At 67.4% G+C, this 15,935-nt stretch carries 15 protein-coding genes; 6 read left to right on the plus strand and 9 right to left on the minus strand.

Annotated features, from left to right (window positions below; genetic code table 11):
* Positions 1-128: 128 nt before the first annotated feature.
* On the plus strand, positions 129-641 hold the full coding sequence (locus ABDZ92_RS06105; protein WP_272695120.1) for a hypothetical protein: 513 nt from the start codon (positions 129-131) through the stop codon (positions 639-641).
* Positions 642-679: 38 nt separating this feature from the next.
* Here ABDZ92_RS06105 and ABDZ92_RS06110 read toward each other — a convergent pair whose 3' ends face one another.
* The 3 genes from ABDZ92_RS06110 to ABDZ92_RS06120 form a co-directional block, all read right to left on the minus strand.
* The gene (locus ABDZ92_RS06110) at positions 680-895 is read right to left on the minus strand and encodes a helix-turn-helix transcriptional regulator (RefSeq protein WP_125961608.1); all 216 of its coding nucleotides are present in this window, start codon (positions 893-895) and stop codon (positions 680-682) included.
* On the minus strand, positions 892-1,308 hold the full coding sequence (locus ABDZ92_RS06115) for a hypothetical protein (protein ID WP_125961607.1): 417 nt from the start codon (positions 1,306-1,308) through the stop codon (positions 892-894). The genes ABDZ92_RS06110 and ABDZ92_RS06115 overlap by 4 nt, the downstream gene beginning before the upstream one ends.
* Before the next feature lie 88 nt (positions 1,309-1,396).
* Positions 1,397-2,794 carry a glutamate ligase domain-containing protein gene (locus ABDZ92_RS06120; protein WP_125961606.1) on the minus strand — a complete coding sequence of 466 codons (1,398 nt, stop codon included), beginning with the start codon at positions 2,792-2,794 and terminating at the stop codon, positions 1,397-1,399.
* Positions 2,795-2,879: 85 nt separating this feature from the next.
* Here ABDZ92_RS06120 and ABDZ92_RS06125 point away from each other — a divergent pair, with 85 nt between their 5' ends.
* Positions 2,880-3,692 (plus strand): LD-carboxypeptidase, encoded by an 813-nt coding sequence (locus ABDZ92_RS06125; RefSeq protein WP_125961605.1) that lies wholly within the window; start codon positions 2,880-2,882, stop codon positions 3,690-3,692.
* Positions 3,693-3,732: 40 nt separating this feature from the next.
* Here ABDZ92_RS06125 and ABDZ92_RS06130 read toward each other — a convergent pair whose 3' ends face one another.
* Positions 3,733-4,800 carry an NAD(P)-dependent alcohol dehydrogenase gene (locus tag ABDZ92_RS06130; protein ID WP_125961604.1) on the minus strand — a complete coding sequence of 356 codons (1,068 nt, stop codon included), beginning with the start codon at positions 4,798-4,800 and terminating at the stop codon, positions 3,733-3,735.
* A gap of 172 nt (positions 4,801-4,972) precedes the next feature.
* Between ABDZ92_RS06130 and thrS the strand changes: the two genes are divergently transcribed.
* Together thrS and infC are read left to right on the plus strand one after the other, a co-directional pair.
* Positions 4,973-6,985: a threonine--tRNA ligase gene (gene thrS, locus ABDZ92_RS06135; protein WP_125961603.1), complete on the plus strand. Its 2,013-nt coding sequence runs from the start codon at positions 4,973-4,975 to the stop codon at positions 6,983-6,985.
* Between the two features lie 157 nt (positions 6,986-7,142).
* Positions 7,143-7,676: a translation initiation factor IF-3 gene (gene infC / locus ABDZ92_RS06140; RefSeq protein WP_125961602.1), complete on the plus strand. Its 534-nt coding sequence runs from the start codon at positions 7,143-7,145 to the stop codon at positions 7,674-7,676.
* Positions 7,677-8,030: 354 nt separating this feature from the next.
* On the opposite strand, the gene ABDZ92_RS06145 is transcribed toward infC, so the two are convergent.
* Entirely contained in the window at positions 8,031-8,450 is a 420-nt protein-coding gene (locus ABDZ92_RS06145; protein ID WP_125961601.1) for a hypothetical protein, read from the minus strand.
* A 218-nt stretch (positions 8,451-8,668) separates the two neighbouring features.
* On the opposite strand from ABDZ92_RS06145, the gene ABDZ92_RS06150 reads away from it, so the two are divergent.
* On the plus strand, positions 8,669-8,965 hold the full coding sequence (locus tag ABDZ92_RS06150; protein WP_125961600.1) for a hypothetical protein: 297 nt from the start codon (positions 8,669-8,671) through the stop codon (positions 8,963-8,965).
* 392 nt (positions 8,966-9,357) lie between these two features.
* The gene (locus tag ABDZ92_RS06155; protein ID WP_125961599.1) at positions 9,358-10,491 is read left to right on the plus strand and encodes a hypothetical protein; all 1,134 of its coding nucleotides are present in this window, start codon (positions 9,358-9,360) and stop codon (positions 10,489-10,491) included.
* Between the two features lie 158 nt (positions 10,492-10,649).
* Here the strand turns inward: ABDZ92_RS06155 and ABDZ92_RS06160 are convergent, their stop codons facing one another.
* From ABDZ92_RS06160 to ABDZ92_RS06175, 4 genes are all read right to left on the minus strand, one after another.
* Entirely contained in the window at positions 10,650-13,424 is a 2,775-nt protein-coding gene (locus ABDZ92_RS06160) for a [protein-PII] uridylyltransferase (RefSeq protein WP_125961598.1), read from the minus strand.
* Between the two features lie 31 nt (positions 13,425-13,455).
* The gene (gene grpE, locus ABDZ92_RS06165) at positions 13,456-14,013 is read right to left on the minus strand and encodes a nucleotide exchange factor GrpE (protein WP_125961597.1); all 558 of its coding nucleotides are present in this window, start codon (positions 14,011-14,013) and stop codon (positions 13,456-13,458) included.
* A 16-nt stretch (positions 14,014-14,029) separates the two neighbouring features.
* Positions 14,030-15,070: a heat-inducible transcriptional repressor HrcA gene (hrcA, locus tag ABDZ92_RS06170; protein ID WP_125961640.1), complete on the minus strand. Its 1,041-nt coding sequence runs from the start codon at positions 15,068-15,070 to the stop codon at positions 14,030-14,032.
* 337 nt (positions 15,071-15,407) lie between these two features.
* The gene (locus ABDZ92_RS06175) at positions 15,408-15,929 is read right to left on the minus strand and encodes a DUF6438 domain-containing protein (RefSeq protein WP_272695122.1); all 522 of its coding nucleotides are present in this window, start codon (positions 15,927-15,929) and stop codon (positions 15,408-15,410) included.
* Positions 15,930-15,935: the final 6 nt, after the last annotated feature.

Consider the following 15,935-nt stretch of genomic DNA (forward strand, 5'->3'; position numbering starts at 1 on the left):
CCTACCATCCGCCTGCAAAGCCATCGGACATCTAGCGACAATGCGCACCAAGCGGGACATGACCACGAGCGAGCGGCGGCAGACGGGGCGCGGTTGCGGATGTTCGCGCTTCATGTCACGCTTGATCAATGGCACGCTTGCGGCTCCTGCTCCCCCTGCTCGCTGTGACACTTGGCAGTTGTTCTTACGTTTACGATTTGAAGGCCGTCGTCATTGGGGGACGGCTTGCCTTCGTTGTCGATCCCAAGTCGCGAAACGTTGCATCGTGCCTCAATGCGATCGACGTGATCGCATCGGGTGAAGTAAAAGCAAAGGCAGCGCCCGGCGATGATGTAAGCCGCGTCAGATACGGCACGTTCTGGCATGAAAGGCTTGATTACGGCTGCGCCGACAAGTTTCCGATCTTTTACGGGCAGCGGTTCAAGGGCAAGCGCGGCCCATCAGGCCAAGCGATCAAGGTTGTTGCTGCGAAGCCGCTCAGGATTGGCATCGTGTACGAAGTGTCAACTACCACCGGGACAGGGGGGTATGGTGGTGGAGCCTTCAAGATAATGCCTGATCATACCGTGTCGAATCTGCCCCGGACACCAATGGTCGATTCCGATGACGCGGTGAACTCTGCGATAGCGAACGGGAGCTAACCACTCGCGGTCATGAAATCACACGGCCGTGCTAGCGTTCAGTCCGCCTCCGCCGCCTCCAGCGCAGGGTTCACGAAGATCTGCTCGATCGAAAGCTCGAACAGGTCTGCGATGCGGAAGGCGAGCGGGAGCGAGGGATCGTAGCGGCCGGTCTCGATCGCGTTGACGCTCTGGCGGGAAACCTCCAGCCGATCGGCCAGGTCGCCCTGGCTCCAGCCGCGCTCGGCGCGCAGCACGCGCAGCCGGTTCTTCATGCCGGCTGGCCCGCAAAACGGTCGCGCAGGCAGAGAAAGGCCTGCGCCGCGAACCAGCCCATCGCCCACACGGGGAAGATCCACAGCCGCGGCATCGGATCGATCGCACCGCTGCCCGACAGGAAATTATAGACCGTGCCGACGGCCAGCAGCACCCCGGTGCCGAACAACATGCAAGTCACCAGACGCTGGCGCAGATACTCGTCGCGTTCCTCGACCAGGTAGCGGCCGATGATCGCAACCACGGCGATGATCGGCAGCGCCGGAACGACGGACAGCGCGATCAGAACGCCGCCCTGCAAATGATAGTGGTTGTCGATGCTGTTCGCGCCGAACAGCGCGACGACATAGGCGGCGAACGCCCAGAGCATCCGGCGGTTGTAGCGCTTCATGGCTGGCGTGGACGCATTCATGGCAAGGCTCCCTTCCTGTTTGTAAAGGAAGCATGACAGGGGCCTCGGCGCCTGTCAATGGAGCTTGTCATTCCGACAAGGCAGCTTTTCAGATCCTGCCCAGCCAAGCCACCATGTCCGCGGCCAGCAGGCTGAGCGTGTCGTCGCGCGCGCCCATGATGACGATGCGGTCACCGGGCCTGGCCTCCGCCACCAGATGTGCGGCGGCGGCCACGCGGTCCGGGATGTGGCGGGCGTCGATGCCTGCAACGGCCAGGTCGGCGACGATGTCGGCGCTGGTCACCTCGCGCGCGACGGTGCCGCCCTGGTAGACCGGGTCGGGCAGCACGAGGCGGTCGCCGGGCGCGAGCTTGGAGAGGAACATCGCCACCAGCTCGCGGCGCATGACCTTCAGCGGGCCATAGCCGTGGGGCTGGAACAGCAGCAGCAGCCGGCCGGGGAAGTCGTGCAGCGTGTCGAGCGTGGCGCCGATCTTGTCCGGGTTGTGGCCGAAGTCGTCGAGCACCGCGACGCCGTTCGCCTCCCCCACCAGCTCGAACCGGCGCTTGAGGCCGGCGAAGCCCTCGATCGCGGCGGCGGCTTCGTCGCGGTCGAGACCGGCGGCCACCGCCGCACCGATCGCGGCGAGCGCGTTGGCGACGTTGTGGCGGCCGGGCACGCCCAGCCGCACGCGGCGGCGGCTACCGCCAGCGACCAGGTCGAAAGCAATGCCGAACGGCTCGGGCACCAGCGCCTCGGCCGAAAGGTCTGCCGGGGCCTCGACCGCGAAGGTCAGCAGCTTCGCACTTGGGATCGCGGCGGCGAGCGCAGCCGACTCGGCATCACCGACGTTCACCACCGCCCTCTGCGCACGCTCGGCAAAGCCGCCGAACAGCGTGCGCAGCTCCTCCAGCGTCTTGTGATCGAGGCTAACGTTGTTGAGCACCGCCACGCGCGGGCGGTAGAAGGCGATCGAGCCGTCGCTCTCGTCCACCTCGCTCACGAACGCCTCACCGCTCCCGACCAGCGCGCTGGCAAAGGGCGTGTCGGAGGTCGAAAAATTCTTCATTACCGCGCCGTTCATCACCGTGGGTTCACGGCCGGTGGCGTGGAGGATCCAGGCGATCATGCCCGTCACGGTCGACTTGCCGCTGGTGCCGGCAACGCCGATGCCGAGCGGGCTGGCGTTGAACAGTTCGGCGAGCAGTTGCGGCCGGGTCATGCGCGGGGCGCCGACACGGTCGGCGGCGACCATGTCGGCGACCGTCGCCTCGACGGCGGCGGAGGCGACCACGGTCTGCTCGGCCGAGGTGATGCCGCTGCCATCCTGCGGGAACAGCGCGATCCCCTGCCGGCGCAGTGCCGCGAACTTGGGGCCGAGCGCCGGATTGTCGAGCGCCCGGTCGGAGCCTGCGACCGTGGCGCCGCGCCGCGCGAGGATGGTCGCGAGCGGGAGCATGCCGCTGCCGCCGATGCCGACGAGGAAGAAGGATTTGCCGTGTTCCATTTCCCCGCGCTATCGGCGGGGCGGCCGGGGGGCAAGCCGCTGGCGCGTCGCCGGCGGGCAGGCCGGCCTATGCGAAAGGCAGTTCATGCGCATCGGTATCGTCGCCCCCGCCCGTGCGATCACGCCGGAGGCGGCCGCGCGGGTGCAGGCGTTCGCGGCGATCACCTTCCCCCAGGTCGACGTGGTGGTGCATCCGCAATGCTTCCTGGAGGCCGGGCATTTCGCCGGCACCGATGCCGAGCGGGCGGCGGCGTTCCTGGAGTTCGCCAACGATCCCGGCTTCGACGCGATCTGGTTCGCGCGCGGCGGCTATGGGTCGAACCGAATCCTGGGCACGGTGCTGCCGCAGCTCAACCGCGCGGCGGCGGCCAAGACCTACCTCGGCTATTCCGACATGGGGTTCCTGCTGGGCGCGCTCTATGCGCGGCGGATCGGCCGGCAGGTGCATGGGCCGATGCCGATCGACGTGGGCCGCTCCGATGGCGGCGCCTCGGTCGGACGGGCGCTCGCGTGGCTGGTGAATCGCGACGCCCATGTGCTGGAGCCGAACCTGGACGGGCGCCCGGCGGCGGCGTTCAACCTCGCCATCCTGGAGGCGCTGGTGGGCACGCCCTGGCTGCCCGACCTCACCGACCATGTCCTCTATGTCGAGGAAGTGTCGGAGGCGATCTACCGCATCGACCGGATGATGTTCACCGTGGGCAACGCCACCCAGCTGCACGGGCTCGCCGGCATCCGGCTGGGCCAGGTGACGGACGTGCCGGAGAACGGCGAGTTCGGCGAAACGCTGGACGAGATCATGGCGCGCTGGGCGCGGGTGCTGGGCGTACCGTACCTGGGACGCGCGGCGATCGGCCATGCGGCGGGCAACATGGTGGTGCCGTTCGGGGCGGCTTGAAGGTGGAGGCGGGATGCGCGCGGCGCACCCCGCCATCCCGTTATGCCGCGTTCTTGAGCGACTCCATGTCGATCACGAAGCGGTACTTCACGTCGCTCTTCACCATCCGCTCATAGGCGGTGTTGATGTCCTGGATGTCGATCATCTCGATGTCGGCGGTCAGGCCGTGCTCGGCGCAGAAGTCGAGCATCTCCTGCGTCTCGGCGATGCCGCCGATCAGCGAGCCGGCGAGCGAACGGCGGCGGAACACGAGGTTGCCGACCGACGGCGAGGGATGCGGCTCCTCCGGCACGCCCACCAGCGTCATGGTGCCGTCACGCTTCAGCAGCGTCAGGAACTGGTCGAGGTTGTGGCTGGCCGCGACGGTGTTCAGGATGAAGTCGAAGCTGCCGGCGTGCTCGGCCATGGCATCGGCGTCCTTGGACACGATCAGGTCCCGGGCGCCCAGGCGCTTGGCGTCTTCGCGCTTGTTGGGCGAGGTGCTGAACACATAGACGTCGGCGCCCATCGCCGCGGCGATCTTGACGCCCATGTGGCCGAGGCCGCCGAGGCCGACGATGCCAACCTTCTGGCCCGGGCCGACCTTCCAGTGCTTGAGCGGCGAATAGGTGGTGATGCCCGCGCACAGCAGCGGCGCGACCGCCGCCAGGTCGCCGGCCTCGTGGCCGACCTTCAGCACGAAGCCCTCGTCGACGACGATATGGTCGGAATAGCCGCCAAAGGTGTGGCCGCCCAGCACCGGATCCGGGCCGTTGTAGGTGCCGACGAAGCCGGTGGTCTCGCAATATTGCTCCTCGCCCTCGCGGCAGGAGTGGCACTCGCCGCAGCTGTCGACCATGCAGCCGACGCCGGCGATGTCGCCGACCTGAAATTTGGTGACGTCGCTGCCCACGGCGGTCACGCGGCCGACGATCTCATGGCCCGGAACGCACGGGTAGAGCGTGCCTTCCCACTCGCCGCGGGCGGTGTGGAGGTCGGAGTGGCAGACGCCGCAGAACAGGATGTCGATCGCCACGTCGCGCGGGCCCGGATCGCGGCGTTCGAAGCTGAACGGGGCCAGCGGGGACTCGGGGCTCTGCGCGGCAAAGGCATTGGCGTTGCTGGGCATGGAGGTTCCTTGCAGTTCGTGAAATTCGGGTGCGGGAAGGTCGCACCGCGCCCATATGGGACGCGCGCGGCCGTGTTCCACCCGCATAGGTGACCAACGCGCGCGACTTGTCTAAAGGACCCCTGCCACGACATTGACCGTGGTTCCTCCAATCAGCCGAGAAGTGATCCCCATGTCCGCACTGTTCCGCATCACGCTGCCCGACGGTTCCGTCCGCGAGGTAGCGCCGGGGACTACCCCCGCGGACATCGCGCAGGCGATCGGGCCGGGGCTGCGCAAGGCGGCGATCGCCGCGCGCGTCGACGGCGAGGTGCGCGACCTGCAGCGCCCGTTCGAAGGCGACGCGAACCTCGCGCTGCTGACGAGCAAGGACGAGGCCGACGCGCTGGAGCTCGCCCGCCACGACTATGCCCATGTGCTGGCCGAGGCGGTGCAGAATCTGTTCCCGGGCACGCAGATCACCTTCGGCCCCGCGACCGACGACGGCTTCTACTACGACTTCGCGCCCAAGGATCGCCCCTTCACCGAGGAGGACCTGCCCGCGATCGAGGAGGAGATGCGCCGCGTCATCGCCAAGAACGAGCCGCTGATCCGCGAGGTGTGGACCCGCGAGGCGCTGATCGCGCGCTGGCGCGAGAAGGGCGAGACGTTCAAGGCCGAATGGGCCGCCGAGCTCCCCGATGGCGAGGAGCTGACCGTCTATCGCGCCGGCAAGGCCGAGGACGCCTGGCTCGACATGTGCCGCGGACCGCACCTGGAATCGACCGGCAAGCTCGATCCGCAGGCGTTCAAACTCACCCGGGTCTCGGGCGCCTATTGGCGCGGCGACCAGAAGAACGCGATGCTGAGCCGCATCTACGGCACCGGCTGGCTCAACAAGAAGCAGCTCCAGGAGCACCTCACCCGGCTGGAGGAAGCCGCCAAGCGCGACCATCGCAAGATCGGCGCGGAGATGGACCTGTTCCACCTCCAGTCGGAAGCGCAGGGCTCCGTCTTCTGGCACCCCAAGGGCTACATCATGTGGCGCCAGCTGGAGGCGTACATGCGCCGCCGGCTGGATGCGGCCGGCTATGACGAGGTCAAGACGCCGCAGCTGATGGACGCGCGCCAGTGGGAGCAGTCCGGCCACTGGGGCAAGTATCGCGAGAACATGTTCGTCGTCCCCGACGAGGTGCCCAACACCGAGGACGAGGGCGCGGTGATCTCCGGCGACGCCGACCTGATGGCGTTGAAGCCGATGAACTGCCCGGCGCACGTGCTGATCTTCCGCCAGGGGATCAAGTCGTACCGCGACCTGCCCATCCGCATGGCCGAGTTCGGCTGCTGCCACCGCAACGAGCCGCACGGCGCGCTGCACGGCATCATGCGCGTGCGCCAGTTCACCCAGGACGACGCGCACATCTTCGTGCGTGAGGACCAGCTGGTCGACGAGGTCCGCAAGTTCTGCGAGCTGCTCGACAGCGTCTATCGCGACCTGGGCTTCGAGGATTACGCCGTGAAGCTGGCGCTGCGCCCGGAGAAGCGCTTCGGCAGTGACGCGATGTGGGATCTGGCCGAGGACGAGCTGCGGCGCGCAGTGCTCGAGTCGGGCCTGTCGGACCAGATCAAGGCGAACTTCGAGGAGCTCGAGGGCGAAGGCGCCTTCTACGCGCCCAAGCTCGAATTCCACCTGACGGACGCGATCGGGCGCACTTGGCAGGTCGGCACCATCCAGTCGGACCGCGTGCTGCCCGAGCGACTCGACGCGAGCTATGTGGGCGAGGACGGCAACCGCCATCGCCCCGTCATGCTCCACCGCGCGATCCTGGGCACGTTCGAGCGCTTCCTGGGCATCCTGATCGAGCATCACGCCGGCCGCTTCCCGCTGTGGCTGGCGCCGGTGCAGGCGGTGGTCGCGACCATCGTGTCGGACGCCGACGACTATGCGCAGCAGGTGGTGGAGAAGCTCAAGGCCGCCGGCTTGCGAGTCGAGACCGACCTTCGCAACGAGAAGATCAACTACAAGGTGCGCGAGCATTCGCTGGCCAAGGTCCCCAACCTGCTGGTGGTGGGCAAGCGCGAGGCCGAGGAAGGCACCGTCGCGCTCCGCCGCCTGGGCAGCCAGGGGCAGCAGATGCTGACGCTGGACGAGGCGGTGGCGATGCTGACGGCTGAGGCGGTCGCCCCCGATCTGCGCCGCAACTGACCGCGACGCCGCGCCGAACGGCGCTGCCAGGGTTCTTTCGCGCGGGATTCGGCTCCTTTTGGAGCGAGTTCCGCGCGACTGAACTTTTCATGGGCGCCTGCGTCCACTACATAGAGACTCGAAACAACCTCAAGGAGCTACACCTATCCGTCCGCCCATGATGCGCCGTCCCATGGCGCCCCCGCCGATGAACGGCCCGCGTTTCAACGAATTCATCCAGTCGCCCAAGGTTCGCGTGATCGACCAGGACGGCGAGAATCTGGGTGTGATGTACACGCGGGAGGCGATCGAGCAGGCCGCGGAGGTCGGGCTCGACCTGGTCGAGGTGTCGCCCAACGCGGACCCGCCCGTCGCCAAGTTCCTGGACGTCGGCAAGTTCAAGTACGAGGCGCAGAAGAAGGCGAACATCGCCCGCAAGACCCAGAAGACGCAGGAGATCAAGGAGATCAAAATGCGTCCGAACATCGACGATCATGACTATGATACGAAGATGAAGAAGATCCACGACTTCCTGGGCGAAGGCGACAAGGTCAAGGTCACGCTGCGCTTCCGCGGCCGCGAGCTCTCGCATGGCCAGCTCGGCATGCAGCTGCTCCAGCGCGTGCAGCAGGACGTGATCGAGATCGGCAAGGTCGAAGCCTATCCGCGCATGGAAGGCCGCCAGATGCTGATGGTGCTCGCACCGAAGTAAGCACGGGCCTTCCGGCAAGAACGACCAAGCGGGCGGCGGTTTCGTCGCCCGTTTTCGTTTGTGCGGGGTGGGCGCCGGCACGTCCCTCCCCGTCATCCTGACGGAAGTCAGGATTCATCGCCGCTACCGCTGGAGCCGCAGGCGTCGCGCGTCTGGATGCTGACCTGCGTCAGCATGACGGAGGATCGATGGCGTGCGCCCAAGCCAACCGTGCTCCTGCGCAGGCAGGAGCCCAGGGCTGCAGGCGTCACCTCTACCCGAAGGGACGGCGGGAAACGCCCACTTGCGGAAATTCAATCAGCCATCCAAGGGCTGGAAAGCGGATCACCACGAACGCTCCCCGAAGCTTCGCAATCAATCGAAAACAAGTTCTGCTGCGGGCGCTGACCGCACGGATACAGGAGCAATGCGCTGGACCGTTCGATAAATGCGCTCCACGCACTCCGCCCCCACGTCTCGGCGGCTACATCTATATGTAATCGTGCGAATCTTGGCACTCCCCCAGTTGTAATCCACTACAACATCGATCGCTTCGGCATTTTCCGCGTTGCCCGGACGGATCGAAATCACTAAGTTCAGAAATTCACCTTCGCCATCTACATAGAAGTAAGCGATACGACTGAAGAATATTCGCCTCCAAAGTTGATTGTTAAGCAACATCAACTCTGACTTGTATCGAGAGGCGTGTTCCTCCGAGGGCGAAAAAGTGATCTCGATGATGGGAGTTGCGGGCTGCGTCTCTACTAAGGCCGGAGGAGATGCGGCGTCCTGCATGGGCTGATTTTCCGTCTGCTTACAGTCGATGTCAACGGCAAATAACCACCAACTTCTGACGTTTGCCGCGGCGAAATCGCACCTAGGAAGCAGGCAGGCAGCCAACGCCCGTTCTGGTCTTAGGGTAGCCGCGACGGCAATCCCGCAAGCGCACGTTGCCCCTCGAACCGCCGGCTCCCATCCTCTCTCGACTATCCGCGATAGTGGGGCGACAGGTCATGAAGGCAACCGCCATGTTGGTGCTGTTCTGGGGAGGCTATGCTGCCTGGAACGGCCTGTTTGCGCAGGTTGCGTGGCGGGGAATGCTCCGGCCGCTTCTCGTACTTGGTGCCGCCATGCTGCTGGGTTTCGCCGCGATCTGGGTTCGCATCGAAAGGGCGATGGCCGCGCCAGCGTACAACCACAGCGGCGATATGGGACATGGCATGGCGATGCTGGCCGCCAGCGCAGTGCTGCTGGTGCCAGTGGCAGTCGCAGCCATCGTTTTTCCGATCGGCCGCCTCTGGGTCAGGTAAGGCCAGCATCTACCTGGTTCCGTTGATCAGCCGACGAACAGCAATGGTGACCGCTGGACACCCGCGGCGGTCGCTTCGACCGTCGACGACCTGAACGAGCTTGGTGATGCCTTCAATGGGGTACGGGCTCGGCTAAGAATGTCGCCGTACTAAGCACGGACGTTTTCGGCAGAGCGCGACAACGGGCGGCGATTTCGTCGCGGTTTTCGCTTGTGGTGGGCGCGTACGGGTACCTCCTCCGCCATCCCGGCGAAGGTATAGCCTGCACCCGCCAACCGTGCTCCTGCGCAGGCAGGAGCCCAGAGCCACAGGCGCACAGGTCGAAGGAGTACCGCACCAGCGTCACGGAACCGTCATTCCCGCAGCGCATCCACGCGTGAAGGGGGACGGAGATGGTGCGCTTTTTCACAACTGTTGCCGCATGCGTGGTTGTCGCATGCGCCGCGCCGGCCGCGGCTGAAGAGATCAAGGGCCAGGCGATCATTGCCGGCGTGCCGAGCATCATCGCACTCGACATCGACGACGACCTCGCGACGCTTCGGCATCGACCTGCCGACAACTCCGCAGGCTGGAGCCGCTATGTCGTTCATGGACCGCGTCAGGCACTGGCGCTGCTCGCGGACGAGCGACTGGCATTTCTCTGGCCCGCCCTCGAACGCATGGGCGGCGACGATATGTCGAAGCTGCGGGATCAGAGCCTCGAGAGAACGCGCCGGGGCTGGCAAGAAGGTCGACTGACCGCTCCCAACGACGAGATGGCGAACGTTGGCCTGAGCCGCCGTGCGCGTGCCCTGGGACAATATGTCGATGCCCTGATGGACGCCGGCCAGTGGGAAGCCGCGCTCGAACTGCTCACGTCGGAGCGGAAGCGAGAACGGGGCACCAGCACTCTGGATCACCTCGAACTCCAGGCCATCATACGAGACACCGCGCAAGTCCTTGAAGGTCTGAAACAGACCGAGCGGGAGCTGGATGTATGGCGTCAGGGCATCCAGCTGCTTGGCGACAGCCCCTTCAGCTTGAACCTGCGTCTTTCGTTGGCGGCGCGGCTGGCGGAGACCGGATACTATGCGGAATCGCTCGAGTTGTCGGAAGCGGCGCGCGCCACGTTCCTCAAGACTGCTCCTGCAAATCAGGTCCCGAACGCCCTGCCGCAGTTCGACTGGATTCGCGCATGTGCCCTCAAGGGACTCGGGCGTGCCGATGAGGCCGGTGCGATCATGGCCGGAGTGGCGGACGCCGAACAGGTCGAAAGCCGTCGGATACACCTCCCGCGCATTCGAGATCACGAACAGCGCGCCTATCAGTGCCTACGCGATCCGCAGGGATTGGCTGGCGTGTGGTCACGGGATCTGACGCAGGGTCCGCCGATCGGGTCCGAGACGTTCCTGCTTGCCCAAGCCTCTGCCGAGACTGACGTCCTGCACCGTCCGACGGTGGATGCCGCACACGCCATGTTCACGGCAGCGCCACCGCTCAGGATGCTTCCGGACCGCTATTCGGCAGCGCAGCGCGCATGGCGCTAACGCTTCCGGAGCGGTGATCCGACAGGAAGGTTCTCCTGCCGCCGCTTCGGTCTTGGCGCAGCGGCATCGGGAGAGCCCTTGCGTCTGCCGCGGGAGCCACGGGCGTCACGCTCCACCACCCTGGGCTCCTGCCTGCGCAGGAGCACGAGCGTTCGTCGCTACGCCGCCGCCTGCTCCGCCGATCCCCCCGCCGCCTCCAGCAGCCGCGCCTCCAGCGCGCGGATGCGGGCGGAGGCGGTGATGCGGTCGCCGGTCAGGTCCGTCAGGTAGAAGGTGTCGACGGCGCGCTCGCCGAAGGTGGCGACGTGCGCGGAATGGATCGTCACCTTCGACTGGAACAGCGCGTGCGCCAGGTGGTGGAGCAGCGCGGGGCGGTCGCGGGCGTTGACCTCCACCACGGTGAAGCGGTTCGACGCCTGGTTGTCGATCAGCACGTTGGGGGTGATCGAAAAGGCGCCGGCCCGCGGGTGCGGCAGCGGCTTGGCGGACAGGCGCTCGGTCAGACGGGCGCGGTTGGCCAGCGCGTCCGCGATGCCGGTGCGCAGCCGTTCCAGCTGGCCTTCGTCGTCGAAGCGCCCCCCTTGCGGGTTCTGGACCAGGAAATTGTCGAGCGCCATGCCGGCGCGCGTCGTGTGGATGCGCGCGTCGATGATGTTGCCGCCCGCCGCATGGATGGCACCGGCGATTCGGTAGAACAGGCCGGGATGGTCGGCCGCGTGCACCGTCACCAGCGTCGCATCGCGCTCCGGGTCGGCAACCGTATCGATCGCGAGCGGTGCGTCCCCTGCCCCGTCGATCAGCCGCGCGTTGCGGACCAGCACGTCGCTCGGCTCCGCCACCCAATAGGCTTCGGGCAACTGGCCGATGAAGCTCGCCAGCCGCTCCGCGTCCCAGCCGAGCGCCTGCTGCAGCGCCTCCTGCTTGGCGGCGATGCGCTCGCCGCGCCCGCGCTGCTTGTGGCCCAGCCGCAGCACCTCCTCGGCCGAGTCGAACAGGGTGGCGAGCAGCTGGCGCTTCCACCCGTTCCAGATGCCCGGCCCCACCGCGCGGATGTCGACCACCGTCAGGATCAGCAGCATGCGCAGCCGCTGCGGGCTCTGCACCACCTCCGCGAAATCGAGGATGGTCTTGAAGTCGGACAGGTCGCGCTTGAACGCGGTCGCCGACATCAGCAGGTGGTGGCGGACCAGCCAGGCGACGGTCTCCGTCTCCGCCGCGGTCAGGCCGAAGCGCGGGCACAGCCGCTCGGCGACCGCCGCGCCCAGGATTGAATGGTCGCCGTCGCGGCCCTTGGCGATGTCGTGCAGGAACACCGCCACATAGAGCGCGCGCCGCTGGACCACGCCCGGAAACAGCGCCGACGACAGCGGATGGTCCTGGATCAGCTCGCCGCGCTCGATCTGGTTGAGCAGGCCGATCGCGCGGATGGTGTGCTCGTCCACCGTATAATGGTGGTACATGTCGAACTGCATCTGCGCGACGACCCGGCCGAAGTCCGGCACCAGCCGCCCGAGCACCCCCGCCTCGCTCATCCAGCGCAGCACCTTTTCCGGGGTCCGCGGCGAGGTCAGCACGTCCAAAAACAGGGCGTTGGCGCGCGGATCGCGGCGATGGTCGGTGATCAGGTGCGCGTCGCGCGCGGCCGCCCGCATCGCCAGCGGATGCACCTCCACCGCGTGCAGGTCCGCCAGCGCGAAGATCTCCACCAGCCGCACCGGGTCCTCGGCAAAGAAGCGGTCGTGCGGCAGTGCCAGGCGACCGCGATCGAGCACGAAGCCCTTGAGCCGGCTCGGCCGGCGGCGCAGCTGCGGCAGGCCGAAGCGGCGCCCGCGCCCGGCGAACTTCTCGTCCAGATGCGCCAGGAACAGCCCGCTCAAATAGCCGACGCGCTTCGCCTGCAGGAAGTAGAACTGCATGAACCGCTCGACCTTGGGCTTGCCCGGCCGGTCGGCGTAGCGCATCCGCTCCGCGATCTGGCGCTGCACGTCGAAGGTCAGCCGCTCCTCGGCGCGGCCGGCGATCAGGTGCAGGTGGCAGCGCACCGCCCAGAGGAAGTTCTCGGCGCGCTGGAACTGGCGATATTCCTGCGGCGTGAACAGGCCGCGGTCCACCAGCTCGGCCGCGCGGCGCACGCCATAGGCGAACTTGCCGATCCAGAAGAGCGCGTGGAGGTCCCTGAGGCCGCCCTTGCCTTCCTTCACATTGGGTTCGACGACGTAGCGGCTGTCGCCCATCTTGAGGTGGCGTGCTTCCCGCTCGGCGAGCTTCTCGGCGACGAACTGGCGGGCGCCGTCGGCCTGCACCTCGCTCATGAAGCGGGCGGCGGCCTCGTCGTACAGCGCGGAATCGCCCCACAGGAACCGCCCCTCCAGCAGGGCGGTGCGCACGGTATGGTCGGCGCGCGCCTGGCGGATCATCTCGTCCAACGAGCGGGACGAATGGCCGACCTTCAGCCCGATGTCCCACAGCGCATAGAGCACCGACTCGATCACCTGCTCGCACCAAGCCGGCTGCTTCCAGGGCGTGAGGAAGCCAATATCGACGTCCGAGAAAGGCGCCATCTCGCCCCGGCCATAGCCGCCGACCGCGATCATGGTCATCCGCTCGGCCGCGGTCGGGTTGGGATTGGGATGGAGGCGCGTAACGATGAAGTCGAGCAGCAGCCGCAGGATCCCGTCCGTCAGGTAGGCGCCGGCGGCCGCGGTCTGGAGGCCCTGGGTGGGCTTCTCCTCGAACCGACGCGCGATCTCCGCACGGCCGCGGTCGAGCGCATCGCGCAGCAGCGCGCTGGCCGCGCGCCGCAAGGACGCCGTATCGGGCGCCTGCAACTCGGCAAGCTGCTCCGCCACCGCCCCGCGATCGATGATCGCGCGGCGGTTGGCGAGATGCTCGAAGCGCGGGAGGTTCAGCGCACTGGGCGCGCCTGGGCTCATGACCGCGTCGCCGCGTGCGCCGCCGGTCGCGTCAGGCGTCCGGCTTCTTGGCGACACCCACCAGCGCCGGGCGCAGCAGCCGGTCCTTGATCATGTAGCCGGTCTGGATTTCCTGCACGATCGTGCCCGGCTCCGCATCGTTGCTGGGGATCTCCAGCATCGCCTGGTGGCGGTTGGGGTCGAGCGCCTCGCCCTGGGCGACGATGCGCGAGATACCGTGGCGGGCGAACACGCTGTCGAGTTCGCGGCCGGTCGCTTCCAGGCCGGTGATCAGGCCCTTCATCTTCTCGTCCTCGCGCAGCTCGGCCGGGATCGCCGACAGCGCGCGCGACAGATTGTCGGCGACGGAGAGGATGTCGCGGGCAAAGCCCGTCGCGGCATAGGCGCGCGCATCCGCCACTTCCTTTTCGGCGCGGCGGCGCACGTTCTGGATGTCGGCCCGGGCATAGAGCAGCTGCGCCTTGGTCTCGGCGAGTTCCGCCTCCAGTTCGCCTGCGCGGTCGTGCTCGGCAACCTCCGGCGCCTCCTGTGCGGTCTCCTCGCGCAGGTCTTCGGGGGTCGCGTTCGGGGTGTTCTCTTCCTGGGTCATTCTCTTCTCTCGAGCATCAGGCCAGCAGACGCGTGAGCGTTGCGGCAGTGAAGTCCACCATGGGCACGACTCGCGCGTAGTTCAACCGCACAGGGCCGATCACCCCGACGACACCGACCACGCGGCCATCGAGCGCGCGCACGGGCTTGGCGATCACCGACGAGCCCGACAGCGCGAACAGCTTGTTTTCCGAACCGATGAAGATGCGCGCGGCATCGCCTTCGCTCGCCGAGGCCAACAGGCGGGCGATCTCCTCCTTGCCCTCCAGCTCGTCGAGCAGCTGGCGCACGCGGTCGAGGTCGGCGGCGGCGGACGGATCGAGCAGCCGCGCCTGGCCGCGCACGATCAGCACCGGGCGGCGGTCGCCATCCTCGCTCCACAGCGCCAGGCCGCGCGACACCAGCGTACGCGCCGCCTCGTCGAGGGCGGCCCGCTCCGCCTGGATCTCCTGCTCGATGCCGGTGCGCGCCTCGGCCAGTGTTTGGCCGCCCAGACGCGCGGTGAGATAGTTGGACGCCTCCACCAGCGCCGATGCGGTCATGCCGGGCGGCAGCTCGACCACGCGGTTCTCGATCGACCCGTCCGAGCCGACCAGCACCGCGAGCGCGCGGTCGTGGCCCAGCGGCGCGAAGCTGAACTGGCGCATCACCACGTCGCGCTTGGGCACCATCACCATGCCCGCGCACGCCGACAGGCCGGAAAGCGTGGCGGTGGTACCGGCCAGCGCCTCCTCGATCGAACCGGCGATGCTCGCCTGCGCCTCAATCGCGGCGCGCTCCTGCGCGGAGGGCTCCATCACGTGCATCATGCCGTCGACGAACAGGCGCAGCCCCTGGTCGGTCGGCATGCGCCCGGCGCTGGTATGGGGCGCTGCGAGCAGCCCCGCCTCCTCCAGGTCCTGCATGACGTTGCGGATCGACGCCGGCGACAGGTTCAGCCCGGACATCCGGGCGATGGTGCGCGAGCCGACGGGCATGCCGGACTCGAGGTAGGACTCCACCACCTGGCGGAACACGTCGCGCGCGCGGTCGGTCAGCTCGGTGATCGGCGGGTTCATGGGTGTCATGTAGGGGCTGCCGTGCGCCTGCTCCAGAAGTGAAATGCGATGCGGGTTCCGCTGGCGAGCGCGCCGAACCGTAACCGCAACTTGTGCTCCTGCGCAGGCAGGAGCCCAGAGCCACAAGCGCGGCACTTAGGTAACCCTGGGCTCCTGCCTGCGCAGGAGCACGGACCTGGTCCGCCTTCCCTTCTTCGTACCCCGGCGAAGGCCGGGGCCCAGTTGGAAGGTTTGTGGAAGGGACAGTGCGCCCTCACCCATGACACCGCAACTGGGCCCCGGCCTTCGCCGGGGTACCCTATGTGGGGATTGGCGGTTCCCCGTAGAGGGGAAACCCTCAGCGCCCGACCGGCCGCTCGCCGAGGAACGCTGCGATCGGCAGCAGCTCGGGTGCGGTGCGCAGCGCCGTACGGGTGTCTCGGTCATCCTCGCCGACACAACCGAGATACTGGTGGAGGTGCCGCGTGCCCCCCGCCCCGCCGGACCAGGTCACGTCCACGGAGGACATGTCGGTCGCATGATTGGGGCACAGCGGCGACCCCGGCTCGACCCGCCGCTCGACCTCCGCCGGGCGGAACGCAGCCAGCCGATCGGCAAAGGCGCGATATTGGGCCGGCGTCAGCGTGAAATCGCGCGCGCCGGTCACGGCGGTGAACTGCTCGCCCTCGAAGGTGCCGGTGCCATCGGGCCGCACCGTGACGCTGTACACCGGGCAGGTGCCGAAGCAGCGATCGGTGGCAAATCGGATCGTCTCGCCCGCGGTCGCAGCCTCGCTGCCTGCAGACGCCGTGCCGCCGCCGTTTGGCGTGCACGCCGCCAGCGCCAGTGCCGCGCCTGCCATCATCGTCAACCGGATCAAGCCTCG

Origin of the sequence: Sphingomonas molluscorum, assembly GCF_039522995.1 — a bacterium.
Taxonomy (GTDB): Bacteria; Pseudomonadota; Alphaproteobacteria; order Sphingomonadales; family Sphingomonadaceae; genus Sphingomonas; species Sphingomonas molluscorum.

Excerpts from the sequence above, each read along its gene's own strand:
- ABDZ92_RS06105 (WP_272695120.1), top strand. The coding sequence starts at position 129 with ATGGCACGCTTGCGGCTCCTGCTCCCCCTGCTCGCTGTGACACTTGGC.
- ABDZ92_RS06110 (WP_125961608.1), bottom strand. The coding sequence starts at position 895 with ATGAAGAACCGGCTGCGCGTGCTGCGCGCCGAGCGCGGCTGGAGCCAG.
- ABDZ92_RS06115 (WP_125961607.1), bottom strand. The coding sequence starts at position 1,308 with ATGAATGCGTCCACGCCAGCCATGAAGCGCTACAACCGCCGGATGCTC.
- ABDZ92_RS06120 (WP_125961606.1), bottom strand. The coding sequence starts at position 2,794 with ATGGAACACGGCAAATCCTTCTTCCTCGTCGGCATCGGCGGCAGCGGC.
- ABDZ92_RS06125 (WP_125961605.1), top strand. The coding sequence starts at position 2,880 with ATGCGCATCGGTATCGTCGCCCCCGCCCGTGCGATCACGCCGGAGGCG.
- ABDZ92_RS06130 (WP_125961604.1), bottom strand. The coding sequence starts at position 4,800 with ATGCCCAGCAACGCCAATGCCTTTGCCGCGCAGAGCCCCGAGTCCCCG.
- thrS (WP_125961603.1), top strand. The coding sequence starts at position 4,973 with ATGTCCGCACTGTTCCGCATCACGCTGCCCGACGGTTCCGTCCGCGAG.
- infC (WP_125961602.1), top strand. The coding sequence starts at position 7,143 with ATGATGCGCCGTCCCATGGCGCCCCCGCCGATGAACGGCCCGCGTTTC.
- ABDZ92_RS06145 (WP_125961601.1), bottom strand. The coding sequence starts at position 8,450 with ATGCAGGACGCCGCATCTCCTCCGGCCTTAGTAGAGACGCAGCCCGCA.
- ABDZ92_RS06150 (WP_125961600.1), top strand. The coding sequence starts at position 8,669 with ATGAAGGCAACCGCCATGTTGGTGCTGTTCTGGGGAGGCTATGCTGCC.
- ABDZ92_RS06155 (WP_125961599.1), top strand. The coding sequence starts at position 9,358 with ATGGTGCGCTTTTTCACAACTGTTGCCGCATGCGTGGTTGTCGCATGC.
- ABDZ92_RS06160 (WP_125961598.1), bottom strand. The coding sequence starts at position 13,424 with ATGAGCCCAGGCGCGCCCAGTGCGCTGAACCTCCCGCGCTTCGAGCAT.
- grpE (WP_125961597.1), bottom strand. The coding sequence starts at position 14,013 with ATGACCCAGGAAGAGAACACCCCGAACGCGACCCCCGAAGACCTGCGC.
- hrcA (WP_125961640.1), bottom strand. The coding sequence starts at position 15,070 with ATGAACCCGCCGATCACCGAGCTGACCGACCGCGCGCGCGACGTGTTC.